Raw genomic sequence first — 18,786 nt, 5'->3', positions numbered from 1 at the left:
TCGAGCACATCATCCGGAACGACGCGGTATTGCCGGCCGCCGGTTTTGATGACTGCGAACATCGTTTAATTCCTTCGTGTTCGATCCCGGCCTCGGACAAGTCCGGGCCGGCTTTTTCTTCAGTCGTTATGGGTTCAATTTCCGCGCGGTTCTCTTGGGAGCGATCCCTTGAATTCGCGCAAAAACAAACAGCGCGAGAAAACCTCGCGCCGGATTGGCGGGACTTATAGCCGGTGACGCCCGTGAGTCAAGGCAAACTGGCCCAAAAACCGGCCAAATATGCGGGATTTGGGCCAAAAATGGCGAATGGCGCGTGGCGAGTAGCGAAAAAAGGGGGCCATTCGCTACGCGCCATTCGCTACTCGCCCCTATGAAACCAATGGGTTCCCGGGCCGTTGACCTGCCATTCCGGGCAGAGCAGGGGCAAAATGGCTGAAGATATCGTAACCACCACGGGCATCGCCCGCCACGGCGCCACCCGGCTGCCGTCGGTCGACGTCGACAGTTTCAATATCGAGCTCAAGGACGATGCCGGCTTTCTCGGCGATCGCGCCAGCAAGGGCGCGTTCCGCCGGATTCTGGACGGCCTGCGCAAGCTGAAAGACGAGGTTGACGATCCGCTCGGCAAGAAAGATTCCCACGACATCGGCAAGACCGAACTCGACGAGGCGTTGGTCGGCGACGATATTCATGCCGCAGCCCTGGTACACGGCGCGATCGAGGAATTTGCCCAGGAACTGGCCTATGTGACGGGGCGGTTTCTCAAGACCAAGGCCTGGGCCGATACCGAACGCATCGTGGTCGGTGGCGGCTTCCGGCAGAGCCGGGTTGGCGAACTCGCGATCGCGCGCACGGACGTCCTGCTCAAGGCCGAGGATTTCAAGGTGGATTTGGTGCCGATCCGCTTTGACCCGGATGAGGCCGGCCTGATCGGCTGCCTGCATCTGGCGCCGTCCTGGATCTTCGAGGCCCATGACAGCATTCTCGCGGTCGATATCGGCGGCACCAATATCCGCTGTGGAGTGGTCGAAACCCGCTGGAAAAAGGCGAAGGATCTGTCCAGGGCGGGGGTGTTCAAGTCCGAACTCTGGCGCCATGCCGACGACGAGCCGACCCGTGAAGGGGCGGTGAAGCGGCTGGTCAAGATGCTGAAGGGCCTGATCACCGCGGCCGAGACCGAAGGGCTGAAGCTGGCGCCCTTCATCGGGATCTCCTGTCCAGGCGTCATCAACGAGGACGGCTCGATCGAGAAGGGCGCGCAAAACCTGCCGGGCAACTGGGAAAGCAGCAAGTTCAACCTGCCGGCCAGCCTGGTCGAGGGCATCCCGCAGATCGGCGATCACGACACCGCGGTGCTGATGCATAATGACGGCGTGGCGCAGGGGCTTTCCGAGGTTCCGTTCATGCAGGATGTCGAGTGCTGGGGCGTGCTGACTATCGGCACCGGCCTCGGCAATGCGCGCTTCACCAACCGTGCCAAGGAAAAGAACGGCAAGAAGGCCAAGGAAGACAAGAAGGACGACAAGAAGGAAAAGAAGAGCAAGGATTGAGGCTCAGGAATTGAGTCGGTGGGCCGGTAACCTTGACTGGTTAGGTTAAAACACAGATCGCGTTGCCGATTTCCGGCGGCCCGCTACGGTCAGACCGTCGCTCAGACTGGCCAGCGAAGCCGCACTTCCGGCCAGAATTTCAATGAGGCGACACGGGGCCGCCAGGGTTTTGTCGCGTCTGGCGGCCCCACTCTTGCTTTCAGCAGGTTTGGCTCCCGGACCGGGTAAATTCACGCCCGCAGCGCCTTGTCTGCCCCGCCAACCTCGCCTAGAACTCGGCCCGACCGCGGGCGGATCAAACCACCCGCAATGGCGCCTGGAGAGGTGGCAGAGTGGTCGAATGCACCGCACTCGAAATGCGGCATAGGTGCAAGCCTATCGGGGGTTCGAATCCCTCCCTCTCCGCCAGACGTCTTTTCAAGATATTGATTTTATTATCTAATCCTATAGATGAGGAATTCTATACCACATTCCACCCCACATTATAGGTTGATTGAATAAGTGTGTCCGGTGAATAGTTAGAAGGTCCTGGAGAATCGAAGTTGCTCAGCCGCAGGTTGTGCAACGTGTCTCATGGAAATCTGGCAACTAGACCAATCTACAGGGCCATTTCTTTTTCAAGCGATAGCTCATTTGGAAGCTCTAACGTAGAGTACTGCCAATACTGGCCGTCCCGCCACGTGGACAGCGCCATATGGCGGGCGGATTCGAACATTGAGCAGCTTTTACGATCGGCCGATTCTGAACTCGCCATATCGGGCGCCGGAACTGCACCATCCTCTCGACGAGAACGGCCAGCCGCTCGAAGGCGAGCCGCGGCGCGGTCGTCGGCCGTCCCGCTTGCTCGTTCCTGTTCCGGCCTCAAGGAAGAAAGCGGCGGCGGCCCAGGCGTCGCTCGAACTGGAGACCTATACCGACCATGCGCTGATCAACGAAATTCGCGGCCATCTCGATAGCTGGCGCGGCTTGCGCAATCCGGCCGACTGGGGCGTGACCGTCACGACGCAGCGACTGCTCGAACATTGGCGGCACCATGATTTCGTCGGGCCGAAGCCGTTCTTCTGCCAGATCGAAGCGGTCGAAACCATCATCTGGCTGACCGAGGTCGCACCAAAACGCGCGGCGACGAAGGGGCTGCTGGATCAGATCGGCAAAGCCAACGCAGAGGCCAACCCCGAACTGTTCCGAGTGGCCATGAAGATGGCGACCGGCAGCGGCAAGACCACCGTGATGGCCATGCTGATCGCCTGGCAGGCGGTCAACGCGGCCCGCAAGGATTCGAAGGATTTTTCTCGCGCCTTCCTGATCGTCACCCCCGGCATCACCATCCGCGACCGTCTTCGCGTGCTGCTGCCGAGCGAGCCGGACAATTACTACGAGACCCGCGAGATCGTGCCGCCGGAAATGCTGCCGGAGGTCCGTCGCGCCGAGATCGTGATCACCAATTACCATTCGTTTCAGCACCGCGAGACTCTGTCCCTGCCCAAGGTCGCGCGCAGCTTCTTGCAGGGCAATGCGCCCGAGCCGATCAAGACGACCGAGACAGATGCGGAGATGCTGGCCCGTGCCTGCGGCAAGCTGCTGAACTACGACCGCGTCAATGTGATGAACGACGAGGCGCATCATTGCTATCGGCACAGGATCGGCGGCGACGTTGAGGGTCCGCTGACAGGGGAAGACAAGAAGGAGGCAGCTGAGAACGAGGAGGCCGCTCGACTCTGGATCAACGGCATCGAGGCGTTGGGTCGCAAACTGTCGAAGGGCGTGCGCGCGGTCTATGACCTCTCAGCCACCCCCTTCTTCCTGCGCGGCTCGGGCTATGATGAAGGCACCCTGTTCCCCTGGGTGGTGTCCGATTTCAGCTTGATGGACGCGATCGAGAGTGGCATCGTCAAACTGCCCCGCGTTCCCGTCACCGACAATCTCGTGCAGACCGATTCGGTGGTCTATCGCCATCTGTGGCAGCACATCGGCAAGGACCTGCCAAAGACCGCGGCGGGCGCCAACAAGCTAAGCCCGTTCGATCTTCCCAACATGCTGCGCACGGCGCTAAGCGCGCTCTACAGCCATTACGAGGGCGAGTTCGAGCGCTGGGAGCGCGCCGGCATCGCCGTGCCGCCGGTGTTCATCGTGGTGTGCCAGAACACCGCGATTTCGAAACTGGTGTTCGAGTGGATCGCCGGCTTCGAGCGCGGCGACGCGGAGGAGGGCGAACGCGCCGCCTTCCACGCCGGGCATCTCGAACGGTTTCGAAACTACGACGACCAGGGCGGACGCCTTCCCCGCCCGCGGACGCTGCTGATCGACTCGCGCCAGATCGAATCCGGCGACGCCCTGGACAAGGGTTTTCGCGACGCCGCTGGCCCCGAGATAGAGCAGTTTATGCGCGAACGTGCGGTCCGCGAAGGCGCCGGCGGCGCGCAGGGCGAAACCAGCGAGAGCGAGCTGTTGCGCGAGGTGATGAATACCGTCGGTCGGGTCGGCCGGCTTGGCGAACAGATCCGCTGCGTCGTGTCGGTGTCGATGCTCACCGAAGGCTGGGACACCAATACAGTGACCCACATCCTCGGTATCAGGGCGTTCGGCACCCAGCTGTTGTGCGAACAGGTGGTCGGGCGCGGCCTGCGCCGCCAGTCCTACGAGCTCAACCCGAAGACCAGCTTGTTCGACGTCGAATATGCCGACATCATGGGCATCCCCTTCGATTTCGCCTCGTCCCCGCAGAAGGCGACGCCGACCGCGCCGAAGCCGGTCACGCGCGTCCATGCGATCAAGGAGAGAGCGGAGTTCGAGATCCGCTTTCCTCGCGTCAGCGGCTATCGCCGCGATCTGCCGTCCGAGAAACTGGAAGCTCAATTCACCGCGGACAGCCGGCTGGAGATCACCCCTGCCGATATCGGCCCGACCTCGGTGGTGATGGAAGGCATCGTCGGCGCCGGCGTCACCATCACGCCGCAGGTGCTGGAGCGGCTGCGTCATTCGGAGATCAGCTTCAACCTCGCCAAGCATCTGCTCTACACGCAATTCCGCGATGACGAGGGCTTTCCCAAGCAGCATCTGTTTCCGCAGATCCAGCGGCTGGCGCGCCGATGGCTCGACGAAGGCTATCTGGTCACGCGGGGCGTGCCGGTCGGCGCGATCCTGTATCAGGACCAGCTCGCCCGCGCGGCGGAAAAGATCGACATTGCGCTGACGCGCGGCAGTGAGGGACGGCTGCTGGCGGTGCTCGATCCCTACAACTCAAAAGGCTCGACGCGCTTCGTCAACTTCATCACCTCGAAGCCGGTATGGAAGACGGGCGCGCAGCCGCCAAAGTGCCACATCAGCCATGTCGTACTCGACAGTAGTTGGGAGGAGCAACTTGCGCTCATCGGTTTAATCCAGGCATAAATCTCTTGAACCCGGTCCTCGCCGACTCCCGCTCTTAATTTAGGGCCGCTGCGTGGATACTTCGTTTTGTAAGGTTCTCTACCGTTGAGTTCTGCCAACATCCCCGGTCTGATGCGCTTCGCGAAGCAACGTCAAAGCGCGTGGTGCCAAGGGCACTCGGTGCTCCCGTCCCGCCTTCATCCGGTCCGCAGGAATAGTCCAGACAGCTTTGTCAAAGTCGACCTCGGTCCATTCTGCCTTCAGCACTTCGTTGGTCCTCGCAGCAGTGAGGATCAAGAATTCAAACGCCAGTCGAGCTAACACACCGGTAGGGACGTCGGAGAGATTGCGAACGAATTCGGGAACTTCGACATACGGGATGGCGGCGAAATGCCCGCGTTTCTCGTTCTGGCGGGGAAGACCCTTGCCGACCCCTTCTACGGGGTTGTCGCCGGTGCGATAGCCGGCCGCCTTAGCCCAATCCAGAACGGTCGCAATGCGTCGACGGATGCGTCGCGCAGTTTGGGGTTTAGAAAGCCATATTGGCGATAGGGCTCGGAGGACGTCTGAGGTCTCGACCTGATCCACGCGCTTTTCACCCATCACCGGGAAAACGTAGGTGGTTAGGGTGTTGATCCAAGCTGAGGCATGCTTCTCGTTTTTCCAGCCCGCACGATGCTGGTCTATGGTGCTTCGCGCAGCTTCAGAAAAATTCGGAACTACTGCTCTGGCCTTGCGCTTCGCCTCGAAAGGATTACCACCTTCTCGCGCCAGTCTGCGATATTCCTGAGCCTTCAATCTGGCTTCGGCCAAAGATACTAAGCGCAGCCCACCCAGGCCCATGTCATGACGCTTCCCCTGGATAACCGTTCGCAATATCCAACGTTTCGCGCCTGATGGGTCAACGACAAGGTATAGTCCGTTGCCGTCACCATATCGGCCGGGCACAGTCAGGCTATTGACCCGAACCGAGGTCAGGGCTTTTTGGGGATGGCGGGCCATACCACAAAAAGTTTTGGATTTGCTGGATTTTCACTGGACGTGGTTGGACGTTGAATACCGTCTTAGTCATTGACCTGCATGATCTAATCGGACTTCGTTGAACTTAGCCGGACGCTAAGTGTAAGGCCTCCCTCTCCGCCAATAAATTCGTATAACTATTTGATATTTAGCCAACAATTTCCGATAGGCGAGCAATAGATCTCACGCCACGAGCAGAATCTTCCGCCGAGTAAAGTATGGGAGGAGCACGTGAAGTTGATTTTGACGGGGACCACGCGCGTCGTGATCCTGGCAGGACCCTTCGCAATAAAGTTTGCCCGCTTCAAGATCTGGTTCGTCTGCAAACGCGGGTGGCAAATTCTCTTTCGGGGACAATACGCGCAACAATCCGCTGTCTGGAGAGAGAACGGCGGCAGCACCGGACGATTGGTGCTGTCGAATCTTTTCGCGGGCATCGTAGCGAACAGGTACGAGTACTTGCTCGCGAGCCAGGCCGGAAATTACGATCTCGTGCGAACCTATTGCACGCTCGGGTACCTGATCAACGTCCAGGAAAGAGGAGAAGCGTCGCTCGCCGCGGACACGCGCGGACATCCGATCATGCGCGAAAAATCGCGTCATCCCGGCCTCGCCGTTGACCTGCGCAACGAACAATTTTGTATCGCCCGCGGGTCGCTATTGCTCGCCGACTACGGCAGCGCCGCTATCTGCCGCATGATCGCCGAGCAAGGGCGCATGGTCCCGCGGCGTGGGCAGCGCCCGCGCGTATTAGCGGTCACCGCCGAAGCCAAACGGAGAAGCGCCGGGTAGCGCGAGTGAATTGATGCGCCCCGGCTGTTGGGTGTAGCCGACCCCAAGTGACAGGCTGAGATTCGATGCCGGCTGGAATTCGATGCCCGCATGTGCGGTATAGCCGGGCAGTGTTGTGGACGTGGCGTCGAAGGATGCAAAAGGACTGCCGATCCCGGGGTTATATTTCAAGGTGTTGAAACCGGCATAGACCGTGACGGGCAGATTGCCGACGGTTTGGAAGTTATAACCGAACTGCACGCCTTCGTAAGACAGCAAGCGGGCATTGCCGAACGCGCCATTCTGGTTGATGCCGTTCATGCTCAAGCCCATGGCGCCGCCTTCGGTGCCGACGAACCAGCCGTTCGGAAAATGGTAGCGCATATGGGAAAAGCCGCCGCCTCGGGCGGCACTGCGGTCAAAGCCCGGAAAGTTGGCGTAGGTGTTTGAACCCGCGCCGCCGGTCGGATCGCCGCCGAAGCCGATCGGCCAGCTTGGGATCCAGTATGCGACAGGAGCGGCTTGCGCGTGAGCGGTTCGCGTGACCAGGCAGAGCGTCGCCAAGACCAATGTCGAGACCAACGTCGAGACCAACGCAACGCCTGATCTGCGTGATAAAATGGACATCCGCGCTACCGCCAAGTGTACCGGCAAGTGTGATGAAACCATACTCGACGAATATCAAAAATGCCAGAGTGCGGCGCTGATAGCCGTCGCAGGGAATGGCAAGCTTTCCTTCGTTTCATTCCATGCCGGAACTCATCACCATATGCGCTCCGCGACACGCCAGCGCTTTCATCCCGGCAGTCATGCTGTAGGCGACAACAACGAACATTCATGATGCCGCCGCGCTCGGCGGCTTGCGTGATAGCGATCACATCGCACGACATCGCGCGGGTCTAGCTTTCGATCGCAGCAGGGCGATCCTCGCGCTGCGCAAACCGGGAGAAGACCATGACAAGGACCAGGAAGCTCATCGTGTCGGCGATTGCTGTTCTCGCGCTGAGCACGGCCTCGCTGTCCATCAATAGCGCGGCTATGGCTGGTGGCCACGGCCACGGCGGCCACGGACATGGTCATGGCCACGGACATGGGCACGGCCATCACGCCCACGGCCATGGCCATGGCCATGGCCATCATCACGGCTACCGTCACGGCAGTTGCTGGAGGCTGACGCCGTACGGTTTGATCAATGTCTGCGCGATCTACTGATCGGATGACGCGCAAGGGAACTCGCCCGGGCCAGGAAGCGGGCGAGTTCTCAAGGTTGAACCAGCCGAACCGGTGAGCTGCGCCTGCACGGTTCTGGAAGCCAGCCATAGGCAATGGAAAATCGATCGGGCGGGCAGGGGCGGCGGAGACGCTACGTGGTTAACGCCGCAATTCAGCTATTCCGCGCGGCTATTTTCCGGAATCATCAGGATAATCAGCCGGTTCCATGCTGTCCCGGCGGTCGCGCCGAGCAACGAAGTTTGTTGCTTTTTTGACGCATTGCGCCTAAAAGCCCGTTCTCACCGGAAAAATCAGGCGATGGCCCACAATTACGCAATCAACGACGATGTCCACCACCAGTTGCAGGGGCCGCAGGGCCGCGCCGTGGTGAAGCAGCGCAGCATCTATACCATCGTCACCTGCCTGCCGATCGAGGCCGACGGCCGCCCGCGCTACCGCATCAAGAGCAAGACCGAGAACGTCGAGCGCGTGGTGACCGAGGAACAGATCAGCCGGCTCGGCTGATCCGATCAGCCGGCTCGGCTGATCTGGGCAGTCAGTGACGTCGATCTGACGAAGGCCGGGTTCGACCGCGACAGATCGCGGCGCCGATCCGTGTCACTTCGGCGCCAGCACCGGATGGATCAGCGCGGAGCGGGCGAATTTCTTGAGCGCTGTGGGCTTGCCGAACAGGTAGCCCTGGACCAGGTCGAAACCCATTTCATTCGCGGCAACAAAATCGGCCCGGGTCTCGATTCCCTCGGCGACGACCCGCACGCCATAGCCCCTGGCGAGTTCGATGATGCTGCGGCACACCGTCTGCTTCAACCGGTCGTTGGCGCAGCCCGTGGCGAATTGTCGATCGACCTTGAGTTCGGCGAAGGGGAATGTTTCGAGTCCCATCAGCGCCGGCCATTCGGTTCCAACATCGTCGATCGAAACCGCGATGTTGCGCAGCCGAACTTCCCTGGCGACATCGACCAGCACGTTCAGGTTGTCGATCACCTCGGCGCTCTTGACTTCGATGAGCAGGCCGCCGAATGCCGGATGCGCCGGTACCCGCTGGCAGAGATCGCGCACCGCCTGGTGATTCCTGAGAAAGGAGGCCGGCAGGTTGATCGAGACGTCTGTCGGAGTTTGCTTTCGCAGCAGGTAGTGCCAATCCTCGATGGCGCGGTCGATCACGAATTCCGACAGGCGCCGGAAACAGGGATCGTCGCCCTCCGGGACAAAATAGGCTGGCGGGACCACGCCCCACGTTGGATGCCGCATGCGTACCAGCGCTTCGGCGCGGCAGCGCACCAGCGTGCGGGCATCGATCTTCGGTTGATACCATAATTCGAGCCAGCCGGCGTGCAGTGCCTCCGCGACGTGAACCGCCGGGCGGGGTACCGGGTCTTCGGGGAGAAGCTTGCCAACGCGTTCGCGCAACGCCCCGGCGGCAAACGGCGTGGCGAGCGGCGGCAGCATCGCGAGGCCGTATTCCTCGCCAACTTGCCGCACGGCCCTGACGATGATCGACTCGCGCGCGCCGATGGCGAGCACCTTGCCGCCGAACTCGCGGTGCACGAGGATCTCGAGAATTTTGCCGGCCTCGATTCCGTCGACCGACACGCTGATGACGACGAGATCCGGAAGATGGGCCGTGAGGATCTCTTCCAGATCGTCGGCCTTCGCGCATTCGCTGGTGACGAAGCCGAAATCTTCAAGGATGTCGGTGAGGAACGCTCGAAGATGCTTCTTGCCGTCCGCGACGCATACGCGTGGCGCTACCTTGCGGCGTCCGAAAACAGTATTTGTCTGCGCGAGATTGCCACCGCGCATCGAGTCCGTCATCGCCAAGTCCCCCGCCTGAAGTGCAAGGCTTGTTAGCGGCGCGCATGGTTTCAAATATGGTGATCCTGCGCGCAGAATTGAAATTATTCGCGTAACGTTAAAAGGCGCAATGCGCGTAAAATTTGCAGCAAAACCCGCAAGAGAAACTGCAGGCGTTACGTGTGGAAACCGGAGTGGTGTCGCTCCCCCATAAAGCAGGACCGGGAGCCTTTGACTTGGCTCTGACTTGGCTCTGACTTGGCGCAGCCGAGCCGCGGATCCGCCGGCTCGGCGGATCGCGGCCGTTGCTTTCGTTAGGGTTTTGTCATGTTGGCGGGATTCGCTTGCTATTTCGGCCAGAGCCGTGTAAACGCCTGCCATTCGAACAATCGATCTGCCTTGTTGAACGCGCCGAACCGGCTCCACTCCCCAAGACATCGCTGAAATCGGATTTACGCTCGCGCGAAGGTCGTGCGGGCAACTCGCGCATTAGCGCATCTTGGAGAAACTCAAATGTCTACCGGAACAGTTAAGTGGTTCAACGCGACCAAGGGCTTCGGCTTCATTCAGCCTGACGATGGCGGCAACGACGTGTTCGTGCACATCAGCGCCGTCGAGCGCGCCGGCATGGGCTCGCTCAACGAAGGCCAGAAGCTTTCGTACGAAGCGAAGGTCGACAGCATGCGCGGCAAGACCAGCGCGGAAAACCTCCGCGCCATGTAACGCAAATCGATCCCGCCGATTTCCGCGGATGTACCGGAATCACAGGGGTCAGTTGGCGCTATCAGCGACATGAAAATCAAAGCCCGCCGGCCAAGCCGGCGGGCTTTTTCGTGCCCGTCCACCGGCGACCAAGTGACGCGCTCAGCCGGCATCGCGATCGCGGGCCGGCGCCGGTTCCTCAGCCTGCGCTGACGAGTTTCCTGCAAAAGGCCGCTCCGCCGGCCAGCGCATCGCGCCCCTTCCAGGCCAGATAGGTCAGGCGGCCGGAGAGGGATAGATGGCCGCGCAGGCTGCGCGATCCCAGCACGTGGCCGACATTGTCGGGAAACCGGCTCACTTCCGCCTCGACGAGCGTCGCGGTCGCGCTGATGAGATTCTCCAGCCGCTGTCCCCATTCGGATTCGTCAAGCTGATCGATGCGGACCCGCAGGGCGTATTCGGTGCCGTAGATCTCGGTCAGGATTTCCTTCGCAACCAGCACCCGGTTGTTTTTCAGGGCAACGCGCAGCGCCGTTCGCCTGATGTCCAGGCGATCCAGTACCATCGAGACCGTGATCGCATAGGGCGTGGCGGCGATGTCGGCGGCGTTCTTGCTCGGCGCGGCCTTGCTGGCAAGGCGGATCAACTGCCATGGCGTCTTCAGTCGCCGTGCCACCAGTGCCAGCGCAAAGGGCAGCGCATCGGCGTGCTTCTTTTCGAACAGTTTCAGCTGGGATTCGACTTTGGCGACGAGTGTGTCGCTGAACTCTGCGATCTTGACCGGAAGGGCGTCGTTGAACTTGGCCAGCGCGACGCGTGCTCGCATCGCGCAAAGGATCTTGTTCAGGTCGTGAGAGACCGATCGCGCAGTCGTATAGGTCGCGAGCTTGGCCTGGGCCTGACGGGTGGCATCCGGCGAGCCCAGCGTATTCTCCAGGGACTTGACCACCTTGGTCTGGAACGTGTCGACAACCCGCTGGACCTCCTTTTGATTGTCGGAGGCGATCAGCTTGTTTACCGCGCCGGCATAGTCGCGCGCCATCGTCGGCAGCAGATCCCGGCTGATCCATTCCCAAATGGGAGACAGCGAGCCGCGCGATATTCGCCCTGAATTGGCATGGTCCGGATCGGCGTCAATCAGCAGCGGCTCCAGCGGAGCGAAAAAAAGTCGCGAAGGATGGCTGACGCGACTCGCATTCGATCCATCGGCACGGAACTCGGCGCGCAACTTCTCCAGGACAGGCGCAGCGCCCGGAATCTCGGCGCCGCAAACTTCCAGCCGCTCAAGTTCGGTCAACAGGCTGCCGCGCGTCAACGGCGTCAGCCGTTGGAGGAACTCCTGGATCTGGTCGACCAGTGCCATTGCGATCCGGTTCGCGCGTGATCAATTCTGTCTCGACGATGGGCCTGACGCGTGCAGGCGTAAACGTCGTGGCATGGAACCACGAAAACAGTTGGCGTCAGATTAAGACGCAAAGCAGATACCCGTGAAACTACGGGCTTCGCGCCCGCGCCCTCGATGCTTTTTCTCTCAGTATAACTACTGAGATTTTAACGTGGCTCGTGCGTTTCCGGCGGAATACGCACGATTTGGCGCTGAATCGCTGCCGCGGGCGACTACGGGCTCCGATAAATTCACCGTAGTCTTACTAGGTACAAAATTAACCCTCAAACAGCGGAGGGTTGTTAAACAAATTGCATGTCACAGCAGGAAAACCGAATCACTGATTCGCCCTTTTCGAAGTGGACGGAAGGCAGTGCGCCGATCGGCGGCGACGATGCTGAAATTGTCCGGCTGTCCGCGGCGCGAACAAAGGCGATGGATGAAGCGGGAGCGGCGATCGCGCGCCAGCTCAACGGGCCATTGACCGCGCTGTTGCTCTATATGGGCGAAATCAAGCAACACAGCCACCAGCTCACGCAAACCGATGGCAATCGGGCTTACCTGCAGCAAGTGGTGGAGAATGCGCTTCAGCAAACCGAGCGCGTCTGCGCCATGATGAAGCAGATTGCCGGCACGCAAGAGGAAGCCGTCGTCGTGCCAGGCCGCGCGACTGGCTGGGAAGTGCGTACCAGCCGAACCAAGGATCGCGCGCCGGGCGTCATGTTCGCATCGGAGCCCGGTCAGAAGCCGCTGACGAAGCGGGAGCGCGAGGTTCTGAACTTCATCAGTGAGGGCTGCTCCAACAAGGAGGGCGCCTTGCGAATGCGCATCAGCCCGAGGACGTTCGAAAGCCATCGCGCCGAGGCGATGCGAAAGCTCGGCGCGCGAAACACGGCGGATCTTGTCCGCACTGCGCTGCTGCATCCGAGTGGTGTGTAGCACCGGATCGCGCGGCGCGCCGGCGGTGCGTCATCGCCCGGCCGCGATCATGCGCCTGGCGGCTTCAGTTTCTGATTTTTCGATAAAGTTGTGAGGCTGGCAATACCTTGGCCGGCAAGGCCTCGGGACAACGATGCTCGGTTACCGAAGGCTTGGGCCTCGAACCCCGGGCATCCCGCCGCTCAATAAAAGTCTTCCACGAAGGCGTGAACGCGAGGCGTCGGCCGCAAGACCTCGGCCTTGATCTTGGGTTCGGTCGGGACGATCGTGATGGTCCACTGCGTCGGAACGCTCGACTTGCTTTCCAGCACCGAGCGCACGTGACCGGTGACCGTCGAGCCGCCGGTTCGGATCGTCGCGGTTCTGCCGTTGAACTGCGCAATGCGAAAACGCCGGACTTCTTTCTGGTCGGTCGTTTCAAACGTGAACATGAAGCTCTCCTCTGCTCACGCAATATCGCCGCTTATTCTTATCTGTGTGTGAAAATCCTACGCCGTAGTAGTACGGCCGCGTTACGCCGGGGCCGCGGCGGCGGAGATGCGCCTTTGCGATGTCTGCGCGCAGGGCGAAGCAAGGCCGGCAAAGTGGCGGGGAGGGGACGAATTCGTCACCGGTGCGCGGGTTGCGATCGCGTCGGCCGCAAGTGATCGCGGCCGGTCTTCGGCCTGGAAACCGGCCGGTTGGGTCGGTCGCGGTATGTTACCCGGCCGATCCCGGAAATACCGCTTCCATCTTGGTCTTCAGCGTGGCGGCATTGAACGGCTTGACGATGTAGTTGCTGACGCCGGCCTTTTTCGCGGCGATGACGTTTTCGGTCTTCGACTCCGCGGTGATCATGATGAAGGGCGTTTGCGAAAGCTCCGGGCTGGCGCGCACTTCCCTGAGCAGGTCATAGCCGGTCATCGGCTCCATGTTCCAGTCGGAAATCACCAGGCCGTATTTCTTGCCCTGCATCTTGGCGAGCGCTGCCGATCCGTCGCTGGCGTCATCCACGTTCTCGAAGCCAAGCTGCTTCAGAAGGTTGCGGATGATCCGGATCATGGTGTTGTAGTCATCGACCACCAGGATCGGCATCGATAAATCAAAGGCCATGTAGTTACTCCGCACGGTTCGCAAATTGCCGGCACAAGTGGGATATCCGCAGCATGCGAAAGAAAATATTCGATGCTTTTCTCGAATTCACGCCCGTCAGCACCGTGACAACTACCAGCGGTCATTGAACAGCCCGTTAATTCCGGCCGAATTAATATTCCAGGGCTTGCAGGCTTCCCTGCGGGATTCCCGTAATTGTACGGATACGGCGTGGTTCGTGCTGCACGATTTACCATGATCGTCATGCGCAACGGCCCGGCGACCACGCCCGCAGGATCAGGCCGGACCATTCGTTCCGGCAGGCCGTCTAGATGCGGTCACGGCCTCAGTGCGGATGAATCAGCCTCTCGTAATGGGCCTTTACGGTTGCGTAGCATTCGCAGGAGGTCTTGCTGAGGCCGTCGAAGTCGGTGATCTCGATATGCCCCCGGCTATAGTGGATGAATTTGGCCTGCTGCAGCGTGTTGGCCACCAGCGATACGCTGTTGCGGCGCGCGCCGATCATCTGCGCCATCGATTCCTGCGTCAGGACCAGGTTGTTGCTGCCCGACAGGTCGCGCGTGTGCAGCAGGCATCGCGCCAGCCGGGATTCCACCGTGTGCGCGGCGTTGCATCCGGCGGTCTGCTGGATCTGCGCGTACACCGCCAGTCCATGCCGCACCAGCGTCGCCCGGAACGTCGCGCTTTGCTCGGCGGCGCTCCGCACACGATCGATGTCAAGCGTCGAGGCGATGCCGGGCACCAGCACGACGGCGCTGTTCAGGGCGGTCGGATCGCCCAGCGCGGAGAACGTGCCGAAGATGCTGTCGCGGCCGATCATCGCGATCTGAACGCTTTCTCCCTTCGCAAGCTTCACCACGAGGGAGATCACGCCCTTATGCGGAAGGTAGGCGCGCTTGAGCGCTTCGTCGACCTCGACCAGCACGGTTTCCTGAGTCAGATCGACGGTGCGCAGATACGGGCGGACCAGTTCGAAATCGTCCGCGGCCAGCGCCGACAAGAAGCCGTTGGGTGAACGAGTAGCCGAGTCCAAACGAGCCTCCGGCCTTGAGAGGGAGCGCACCGGTCTCAGGGTCGCCGACGCATATGCACGGTATCCAACTAAAGCATAGGCTGCAGGCGCATGGTTGGCGAGGAGAATCGGTATGCAGGCCGTGCCTCCCGGCATCGGTTCCGCTCACATGAGCGTTATCGTGTGCGTAGCGAGAGCCTCGGTCCGTTGCGGGGTCGTCAATCGGGTGCCCTGAGCAACCGGTCGTGTTGCGCCTTGACTGCCTGGTAGCATTCGCAGGACGTCTCTCGCAGCCCTTCCGTGTCGGTGATCTCGAGGTGACCGCGGCTGTAGCGAAGAATCCCGGCCTCCTGCAGCGCATGGGCGACGATCGACACCGCGTTGCGCTGCACACCGATCATCTGCGCCAGGACTTCCTGCGTCAGTGGCAGGCTCTCGCTGCTGGTCCGATCGCGCGCATGCAACAGCCAGCGCGCAAGGCGCGCTTCGACCGAATGCGACGCATTGCATGCGGCGGATTGCTGGGCTTGTGCGGACAGGGCCTGTTGATGCCGCGCCAGCAGAGCTCGAAAAGTGCTGCTCCGGTCGGCAGCCGCGCGAAAGCGCGCAACCTCCAGAATCGCAGCTGTACCCGGCAGCCGAACCACCGCGTCGGTCAGGGATACGTCATCGGCGAGCCCGGCCGCGGCGCCGAAAACGCTGTCCGGGCCGACCATCGCCACCTCCACCGTGTGTCCTTCCAGCAGGCTGTTGCTCAAGGAAATGACGCCGCTCTGGGGCAGATAGACATGCGTCAGCGGTGCGCCGGCTTCAACAAGGACAGCTTCCCTTACCAGCTCGCCGAGCTGGAGATGCGGACGCAGCAACTCGAAGTCCGCCGGGAGCAGAGCTCGCAACAGCTGGTTGGATGAATGCAGGACAGACGGCAAAAGCAAGTGCCCGTTCGGTCATTGGTCAGGGTGAGCCGTTGCTGTCTGCCAATGCATCAAAGATGAGCCCGGCCATTCGATTGCGCAAGGCGGAAAGTTGTGCATGGGTTGCTATACACGGCAGGGGGCAGACAGCCAGCTGCATTGAGGCGGAAATGAGAATAGCGCGCTGATTCGCGGTGGCGAAAATCACAGCGCGATCAGTACAGGAGTTGGTTGAACGCGTAGAGGGGCGGGAGAAAGCCCGGCATGCGACGCATTCTTGTTGTGGATGACGACCCACATATTTGTCTCGCCATTCGCGCGTGGCTGAAGCGCTATGGTTTCAAGGTCGCGATCGCCGATGGTGGCGCCAGCGGTCTTCTCGCCCTCGACAATTCGACCTTCGACCTGATGATCGTCGACATCTTCATGCCCAATATGCGGGGCTTCGAATCGATCCGGGTGTTTCACGATCACGCGCCGACGGTGCCGCTGATCGCGATCTCTGGTTATGCTTTCTCCGGCCTGGAGCAGGCCAGTCCCGATTTCCTGAGGATGGCGCTCAGGCTCGGCGCGACGCGCTGCCTGCGCAAACCCTTCAGGCCGACGACGTTGCTGAGCGTGATCGACGAATGCCTCTCGGAGGCCGAGCCTCATCGAAAGTACGTCGCTACCCTGGCCGCCGTCACCAACGCGCTGTCGGACAGGTCTTCACACGAACCGAGGGAGGATGTTCTTGCAGATTGAGGCTGTCAGGCTTCGACCGGCGGCAAGGCGTGATGCCTGGTGGATTCCATAGAAAAGTCGAGATCGAAACGGCGTTCGTCTCGCGACGTTGCCCGCTTACGATCCAAATCATAATGGGGAGAGACCCGATTGCATCACGATTCCGAAATTGCCGAAGCATCGAAGATACAAGTCCAGCCTCAGGGGGCTCTCATGCCACGTGTTCTCGTTGTCGACGACGATCCAATGGTCTGCATGGCCATTGAGATCTATCTCGAGCGCCACAGCTTTCAGGTGACCATCGCCGATGGCGGCGAAGCAGGGTTGCGCGCGCTGGAAGGCACGCCATTCGACCTGATGATCGTCGACATCTTCATGCCGCATATGCGCGGCTTCGAGTCGATCAGGATATTCCACGAGCGCGCACCGACGGTTCCGCTGATCGCGATGTCCGGTTACGCTTTTGCCAATCTGGACTCGCCGGCTCCCGATTTTCTGAGAATGGCGCTCGAACTCGGTGCAACCCGCTGCCTGCGCAAGCCGTTCACGCCGGCGGCGTTGCTGGCCGTGATCAACGAGTGCATGGCGGAAGCGCAGTCCCGTTTCGCGAGCGTGGTTCAGTTGAGATAGCAGCTCCTGCCCGTTGCGGAGGGCAGGCGACTCCGGGATCCAGTGACATGCCTCGGAAATCCCTGCCGGCTGAAGCCGCGGAAGCGCAAGCCGGCCGAGCCAGCCGGATGGAGATCGTCGGTCAGTTGACTGGCGGCGTCGTCCACGACTTCAACAATATCCTCACCGTCATCTCAGGCACCATCGACATCCTGGCCGAGGCCGTTGCCGACCGGCCGGACCTCGTGGCGATCACAACGCTGATCAGTGAAGCCGCCGCCCGTGGCGCCAGCCTGACGTCGAATCTGCTTGCATTCTCGTGCGGCCAGCCCTCGCGGGTCAGCGACGTCGATGTCGCTGCACTGCTGGCCGACGCGGCGCGCCTGCTTCGGCCGACGCTGGGAGAGCAAATCGCGATCAGTTCGAAGCCGGTTGTCGGCGTGCAGCTGGTTCTGGCCGATCCCTCTCGGCTCATGGCGGCGATTCTCAATCTCGCGATCCTGGCGCGGGATGCCATGCCGTGTGGCGGCAATCTCGGATTCGAGGCCGGGCGCGCCGACCTCGAGATATCGGCGGAAGATTTCGTCCTGATCGCGGTCAGCGCCTCCGGTCACGATGGCATCGCCGAGTATCCGGAGCCGGTGTTCGCCGACCTCGGCGTGGTCGAGGATATCGTCAGGCAATCCGGCGGGCATCTCGAAGTCCGCAGCGACGCCGGGCGCGGAACGTCCGTCAATATATATCTGCCCCGCGCGACAGCCGCAGCTCAATCGCCTGACGAAGCCGACAGCGAAAGGGGCGACGAGGCCGTGCTGATCGTCGAAGACGACGCACTGTTGCGCGAATATGTTGCGGGCCAGATTCAAAGCCTCGGTTACCGCGTGCTGGCGGCCGGCAATGCCCGCGAGGCCATGACGTGGATCGACGACGGCGAGAGCATCGATCTTCTCTTCACCGATGTGATGATTCCTGGTCCGGTGAGTGGACGGCAGCTCGCGATCGCAGCGGTCGATCGCAGGCCGCTGCTCAAGGTGCTGTACACCTCCGGCTATGCAGACAGCGTGCTGGTTCAACAGGGGCGCCTCGAAGCCGGTGTTTTGTTGCTCGCCAAGCCGTATCGCAAAATCGAATTGGCAAGAATGATTCGCGCCGCACTTGCAGCCTGATACCCCGTAATCTTCCGGTCGACGCGACCGAATGATCTTCCCGATGCTGAAGTCGTTGTGCTGCAACGGTTACTGCCGCGTCGTCGTGGCGATGATCGTTCTACAGACTACTTTGCTTGGCGCCGAGTATTCGCGTTTCTGGGTATTTGTACGGAGTGGAGAATTAACGAACAGGTAGCACGCGGAGGAACAGTGTGGCCTGTCGCCGAAGAATGAGCGGCGTCGTGTAAAAGTGTAACATCCAGAAGGATCAAACAGTATGTCCGGCATTGTCCTCTCGTCCTCCGTCCGCCAGAATTTGCTTTCACTGCAGTCGACCGCCGATCTGCTCGCCACCACGCAGAGCCGCCTTTCGACCGGCAAGAAGGTGAATACCGCGCTCGACAACCCCACCAACTTCTTCACCGCCCAGTCGCTCGATGGCCGCGCCAGCGACATCAGCAACCTGCTGGACGGTATCGGCAACGGCGTGCAGGTGCTGCAGGCCGCCAACACCGGCATCACCTCG

Annotated in this window: 18 protein-coding genes, 1 tRNA gene and 3 pseudogenes; 13 read left to right on the top strand and 9 right to left on the bottom strand. The window is 61.0% G+C overall.

The features are described from left to right. A pseudogene (locus Q7T45_RS01415) lies at positions 1-62 on the bottom strand (bL21 family ribosomal protein); the annotation flags it as partial. A gap of 366 nt (positions 63-428) precedes the next feature. On the opposite strand from Q7T45_RS01415, the gene Q7T45_RS01410 reads away from it, so the two are divergent. The 3 genes and pseudogenes from Q7T45_RS01410 to Q7T45_RS01400 form a co-directional block, all read left to right on the top strand. Then, positions 429-1,550, top strand: a complete 1,122-nt coding sequence (locus Q7T45_RS01410) for an ROK family protein (RefSeq protein WP_304866481.1) — start codon at positions 429-431, stop codon at positions 1,548-1,550. Between the two features lie 318 nt (positions 1,551-1,868). Next, positions 1,869-1,958: transfer RNA gene (locus Q7T45_RS01405), tRNA-Ser, on the top strand. A 306-nt stretch (positions 1,959-2,264) separates the two neighbouring features. Further along, a pseudogene (locus tag Q7T45_RS01400) lies at positions 2,265-4,922 on the top strand (BPTD_3080 family restriction endonuclease); the annotation flags it as partial. Between the two features lie 96 nt (positions 4,923-5,018). Here the strand turns inward: Q7T45_RS01400 and Q7T45_RS01395 are convergent. Next, positions 5,019-5,921: an integrase arm-type DNA-binding domain-containing protein gene (locus tag Q7T45_RS01395; protein WP_304866474.1), complete on the bottom strand. Its 903-nt coding sequence runs from the start codon at positions 5,919-5,921 to the stop codon at positions 5,019-5,021. A 249-nt stretch (positions 5,922-6,170) separates the two neighbouring features. On the opposite strand from Q7T45_RS01395, the gene Q7T45_RS01390 reads away from it, so the two are divergent. Next, positions 6,171-6,731 (top strand): hypothetical protein, encoded by a 561-nt coding sequence (locus Q7T45_RS01390; RefSeq protein ID WP_304866470.1) that lies wholly within the window; start codon positions 6,171-6,173, stop codon positions 6,729-6,731. Here Q7T45_RS01390 and Q7T45_RS01385 read toward each other — a convergent pair. Then, the gene (locus Q7T45_RS01385; protein WP_304866467.1) at positions 6,690-7,274 is read right to left on the bottom strand and encodes a hypothetical protein; all 585 of its coding nucleotides are present in this window, start codon (positions 7,272-7,274) and stop codon (positions 6,690-6,692) included. The genes Q7T45_RS01390 and Q7T45_RS01385 overlap by 42 nt on opposite strands. On the opposite strand from Q7T45_RS01385, the gene Q7T45_RS01380 reads away from it, so the two are divergent. The 3 genes from Q7T45_RS01380 to Q7T45_RS01370 all read left to right on the top strand — a co-directional run bounded on the left by Q7T45_RS01380 (position 7,252) and on the right by Q7T45_RS01370 (position 8,447). After that, entirely contained in the window at positions 7,252-7,551 is a 300-nt protein-coding gene (locus Q7T45_RS01380) for a hypothetical protein (protein WP_304866462.1), read from the top strand. The genes Q7T45_RS01385 and Q7T45_RS01380 overlap by 23 nt on opposite strands. Before the next feature lie 113 nt (positions 7,552-7,664). Next, entirely contained in the window at positions 7,665-7,922 is a 258-nt protein-coding gene (locus Q7T45_RS01375; protein WP_304866459.1) for a hypothetical protein, read from the top strand. Positions 7,923-8,240: 318 nt separating this feature from the next. After that, entirely contained in the window at positions 8,241-8,447 is a 207-nt protein-coding gene (locus Q7T45_RS01370; RefSeq protein WP_304741044.1) for a hypothetical protein, read from the top strand. 93 nt (positions 8,448-8,540) lie between these two features. On the opposite strand, the gene Q7T45_RS01365 is transcribed toward Q7T45_RS01370, so the two are convergent. After that, positions 8,541-9,746, bottom strand: coding sequence for an EAL domain-containing protein (locus Q7T45_RS01365; RefSeq protein WP_304866488.1), 1,206 nt, complete (start codon positions 9,744-9,746; stop codon positions 8,541-8,543). Positions 9,747-10,250: 504 nt separating this feature from the next. Between Q7T45_RS01365 and Q7T45_RS01360 the strand changes: the two genes are divergently transcribed. Next, positions 10,251-10,460: a cold-shock protein gene (locus Q7T45_RS01360; protein ID WP_291869870.1), complete on the top strand. Its 210-nt coding sequence runs from the start codon at positions 10,251-10,253 to the stop codon at positions 10,458-10,460. A 178-nt stretch (positions 10,461-10,638) separates the two neighbouring features. Here Q7T45_RS01360 and Q7T45_RS01355 read toward each other — a convergent pair whose 3' ends face one another. Then, entirely contained in the window at positions 10,639-11,802 is a 1,164-nt protein-coding gene (locus Q7T45_RS01355; protein WP_304866452.1) for a hypothetical protein, read from the bottom strand. A gap of 336 nt (positions 11,803-12,138) precedes the next feature. On the opposite strand from Q7T45_RS01355, the gene Q7T45_RS01350 reads away from it, so the two are divergent. Further along, entirely contained in the window at positions 12,139-12,762 is a 624-nt protein-coding gene (locus Q7T45_RS01350) for a LuxR C-terminal-related transcriptional regulator (RefSeq protein ID WP_304866449.1), read from the top strand. Positions 12,763-12,944: 182 nt separating this feature from the next. Here Q7T45_RS01350 and Q7T45_RS01345 read toward each other — a convergent pair whose 3' ends face one another. From Q7T45_RS01345 to Q7T45_RS01330, 4 genes are all read right to left on the bottom strand, one after another. Beyond that, positions 12,945-13,193 carry a hypothetical protein gene (locus tag Q7T45_RS01345; protein ID WP_304866447.1) on the bottom strand — a complete coding sequence of 83 codons (249 nt, stop codon included), beginning with the start codon at positions 13,191-13,193 and terminating at the stop codon, positions 12,945-12,947. A 268-nt stretch (positions 13,194-13,461) separates the two neighbouring features. Next, positions 13,462-13,854, bottom strand: a complete 393-nt coding sequence (locus Q7T45_RS01340) for a response regulator (protein WP_304866445.1) — start codon at positions 13,852-13,854, stop codon at positions 13,462-13,464. 325 nt (positions 13,855-14,179) lie between these two features. Further along, entirely contained in the window at positions 14,180-14,887 is a 708-nt protein-coding gene (locus tag Q7T45_RS01335; protein WP_304866485.1) for a Crp/Fnr family transcriptional regulator, read from the bottom strand. 197 nt (positions 14,888-15,084) lie between these two features. Further along, entirely contained in the window at positions 15,085-15,732 is a 648-nt protein-coding gene (locus tag Q7T45_RS01330) for a Crp/Fnr family transcriptional regulator (RefSeq protein ID WP_304866442.1), read from the bottom strand. Between the two features lie 312 nt (positions 15,733-16,044). On the opposite strand from Q7T45_RS01330, the gene Q7T45_RS01325 reads away from it, so the two are divergent. The 4 genes and pseudogenes from Q7T45_RS01325 to Q7T45_RS01310 all read left to right on the top strand — a co-directional run. Further along, positions 16,045-16,524, top strand: a complete 480-nt coding sequence (locus Q7T45_RS01325) for a response regulator (protein WP_304866438.1) — start codon at positions 16,045-16,047, stop codon at positions 16,522-16,524. Between the two features lie 192 nt (positions 16,525-16,716). Beyond that, positions 16,717-17,133, top strand: coding sequence for a response regulator (locus Q7T45_RS01320; RefSeq protein WP_304866435.1), 417 nt, complete (start codon positions 16,717-16,719; stop codon positions 17,131-17,133). A gap of 47 nt (positions 17,134-17,180) precedes the next feature. Then, a complete protein-coding gene (locus Q7T45_RS01315; RefSeq protein ID WP_304866433.1) occupies positions 17,181-18,278 on the top strand; it encodes a response regulator in 1,098 nt (365 codons plus the stop codon). Between the two features lie 259 nt (positions 18,279-18,537). Next, positions 18,538-18,786 (top strand): annotated as a pseudogene (locus Q7T45_RS01310) (flagellar protein); the annotation flags it as partial.

It is taken from the genome of Bradyrhizobium sp., assembly GCF_030646015.1.
Lineage (GTDB): Bacteria > Pseudomonadota > Alphaproteobacteria > Rhizobiales > Xanthobacteraceae > Bradyrhizobium.
The sequence above is the reverse complement of the archived record's forward strand: the minus strand, read 5'-3'. Positions and strand labels throughout refer to the sequence as shown.

Excerpts from the sequence above, each read along its gene's own strand:
- Q7T45_RS01410 (WP_304866481.1), top strand. The coding sequence starts at position 429 with ATGGCTGAAGATATCGTAACCACCACGGGCATCGCCCGCCACGGCGCC.
- Q7T45_RS01395 (WP_304866474.1), bottom strand. The coding sequence starts at position 5,921 with ATGGCCCGCCATCCCCAAAAAGCCCTGACCTCGGTTCGGGTCAATAGC.
- Q7T45_RS01375 (WP_304866459.1), top strand. The coding sequence starts at position 7,665 with ATGACAAGGACCAGGAAGCTCATCGTGTCGGCGATTGCTGTTCTCGCG.
- Q7T45_RS01370 (WP_304741044.1), top strand. The coding sequence starts at position 8,241 with ATGGCCCACAATTACGCAATCAACGACGATGTCCACCACCAGTTGCAG.
- Q7T45_RS01365 (WP_304866488.1), bottom strand. The coding sequence starts at position 9,746 with ATGCGCGGTGGCAATCTCGCGCAGACAAATACTGTTTTCGGACGCCGC.
- Q7T45_RS01360 (WP_291869870.1), top strand. The coding sequence starts at position 10,251 with ATGTCTACCGGAACAGTTAAGTGGTTCAACGCGACCAAGGGCTTCGGC.
- Q7T45_RS01355 (WP_304866452.1), bottom strand. The coding sequence starts at position 11,802 with ATGGCACTGGTCGACCAGATCCAGGAGTTCCTCCAACGGCTGACGCCG.
- Q7T45_RS01350 (WP_304866449.1), top strand. The coding sequence starts at position 12,139 with ATGTCACAGCAGGAAAACCGAATCACTGATTCGCCCTTTTCGAAGTGG.
- Q7T45_RS01345 (WP_304866447.1), bottom strand. The coding sequence starts at position 13,193 with ATGTTCACGTTTGAAACGACCGACCAGAAAGAAGTCCGGCGTTTTCGC.
- Q7T45_RS01340 (WP_304866445.1), bottom strand. The coding sequence starts at position 13,854 with ATGGCCTTTGATTTATCGATGCCGATCCTGGTGGTCGATGACTACAAC.
- Q7T45_RS01325 (WP_304866438.1), top strand. The coding sequence starts at position 16,045 with ATGCGACGCATTCTTGTTGTGGATGACGACCCACATATTTGTCTCGCC.
- Q7T45_RS01320 (WP_304866435.1), top strand. The coding sequence starts at position 16,717 with ATGCCACGTGTTCTCGTTGTCGACGACGATCCAATGGTCTGCATGGCC.
- Q7T45_RS01315 (WP_304866433.1), top strand. The coding sequence starts at position 17,181 with ATGCCTCGGAAATCCCTGCCGGCTGAAGCCGCGGAAGCGCAAGCCGGC.